This is a genomic window from Actinoplanes sp. NPDC051633 (assembly GCF_040681735.1).
Taxonomy (GTDB): Bacteria; Actinomycetota; Actinomycetes; order Mycobacteriales; family Micromonosporaceae; genus Actinoplanes.
Genome location: NZ_JBFAZH010001316.1, coordinates 1 through 1990, shown reverse-complemented (window position 1 = coordinate 1990; position 1990 = coordinate 1). Strand labels below are relative to the sequence as shown.

The following is a 1990-nucleotide window of genomic DNA, read 5'->3' as shown; positions in this document are numbered from 1 at the left end:
CCAGCGGTGCACCCGGAACCACCAGCGCGGCAGGGTCGCCGCCGAGACCAGGCCGGCCACCGCGATGATCACGGCCGGGGTCAGCAGCCAGGACCGGGCGGACGAGATCAGCACGCCGAGCACGACCAGCACCAGCGCCGGAGCGGCGGCGAGCAACAGCAGGTTGGTGGTCCACCAGCCGACGGCGCGGCGGTCGACGGGATTGCGCGGCGGGCGCAGACGGGTGACCGCCGGTGTGTCGGCCGGTGTGTCGGCCGGTGTGTCGGCCGGTGTGTCGGCCGGTGTGTCGGCCGGTGTGTCAGCCACGTCGTTCGTACCAGTGGTCATGTCACGCCCCCGAACGTCGACAACCCTGGGCTCGCATCTTCCCGCGGGGCGGAGATCACCGCAATGCGCCGAGGTGGACCGAACGGCCGTACACCAGAAAACCGCCCCCTCGAACCGCCAGTTCACCGCCTTACCGTCCCCGTCGCCGGCTGCGAGCGTGAAGTCACCGCAACAACGACGAGGAGATGCCATGACAACGCGACGTACGGCAGCCGCCCTGATCGCCGCCACCTTCCTGCTGCCCCTCGCCGGATGCTTCGGCGACGCCACCACCGACCGGATCGACTACCAGATCGACGAATCCGTCACCGCGCTGGCGATCGACGGCCGCGCCAGTGCCATCGACATCATCGCCGGCGCCGGCCCGGTGACCGTGACCGAGGAATACCGCTACTCCAAGGGCAAACCCACGACCGCGCACCGGGTCGAGGGCAAGACCTTGCGGCTCACCGAGACCGGCTGCGACGACGACGACGCCCGCTGCGAGATCCACTACCGGATCCGCGTGCCCGCGGCCACGTCGGTCGACGTCAACGCGCAGGCCGGTGCGGTCAAAGTGGACGGCGTGGGCGGGAACATCCGGATCACCACCGAAGCCGGCGCCATCGAAGGACACGCCCTGACCGGCGACGAGGTGACCGTCAAGACCGAGGTGGGCGCGACCACTCTGGAGTTCACCGAGGCGCCGTCCCTGATCAGCGCGACCACCAGCGTGGGCGCAGTCGACCTCCGGGTCCCGGGCGGCACCGGGTACGCCGTCGACGTCCGCGCGCCGAACGCCGCGGAGAAGGTGAGCGTCGAGACGGACGCGAGTTCGGCGCACCGCATCCAGGTGCGCACCGAGGTCGGCGCCGTGAAGATCGCGCCGCTGCCATGACCGCCGTCGCCGAACGCACCGTCCCGGGCCGCGCGCATCCGCCGTACCGGCATCTGCGGGTGGTCCGGGCACGGCCGAGCCTGGCCGGCTGCGCCTTCGCCATCGCGTTCTTCTGCCTCTCACTGACCCCCTCGCTGCTGCCCCGGCCGGTGCTGCTGCAGGGAGTGGTCAGCGGGCTCACCGCGCTCCTCGGGTACGCGACCGGCGCCGCTCTCGGCGCGCTCGTCCGCAGATTCCAGCGGCGGGCGCACCCCCGGGCCGCGCGCGTCGGGTGGTGGACGCTGTTCGTCGCCGGGCCGCTGGTCAGCCTGCTGTTCCTCGCGCTGGGCACCCGGTGGCAGCAGGAGCTGCGCGCACGGGTGGGCATGGAACGGGTGCTGACGTACGACATCCTGCGCATCATCGGCGTCACCGTCCTGACCATTGTGGTCCTGCTGCTGATCGGGCGCTCGCTGCGACTGGCGACGCGGCAGATCGCCCGGGTACTGGGCCGTTTCGTGCCCCGGCCGGTCGCGTACGCCGCGGGCGCCATCGCCGTCGCCCTGCTCGTCGTCGGCTTCGTCGACGGGTTCGCCCAGGAGCGGTTGCTCGCCTTCGCCGACCGCACCGCCTCACTGACCGACGGCGGCACCGACCCCGAGGCCAAGCAGCCGGCCACCGGGCTGCGCTCCGGCGGCCCCGGCTCGGCGACGACCTGGCAGGAGCTCGGCCGGCAGGGCCGCAAGTTCATCGGCACCGGGCCGACCGGCGCCGAGCTCAGCGCGTTCGCCGGCGCCCCGGCGACCG

At 72.6% G+C, this 1990-nt stretch carries 2 protein-coding genes and 1 pseudogene; 2 read left to right on the top strand and 1 reads right to left on the bottom strand.

Going from position 1 to position 1990, the window contains the following annotated elements; genetic code table 11:
- Window positions 1–327 (bottom strand): annotated as a pseudogene (locus AB0M20_RS40485) (hypothetical protein); the annotation flags it as partial.
- Window positions 328–517: 190 nt separating this feature from the next.
- On the opposite strand from AB0M20_RS40485, the gene AB0M20_RS40480 reads away from it, so the two are divergent.
- A complete protein-coding gene (locus AB0M20_RS40480; RefSeq protein ID WP_364306491.1) occupies window positions 518–1204 on the top strand; it encodes a hypothetical protein in 687 nt (228 codons plus the stop codon).
- On the top strand, window positions 1201–1990 hold a 790-nt coding region (locus AB0M20_RS40475; protein ID WP_364306489.1), incomplete at its 3' end, for an alpha/beta-hydrolase N-terminal domain-containing protein. The genes AB0M20_RS40480 and AB0M20_RS40475, both read left to right, overlap by 4 nt.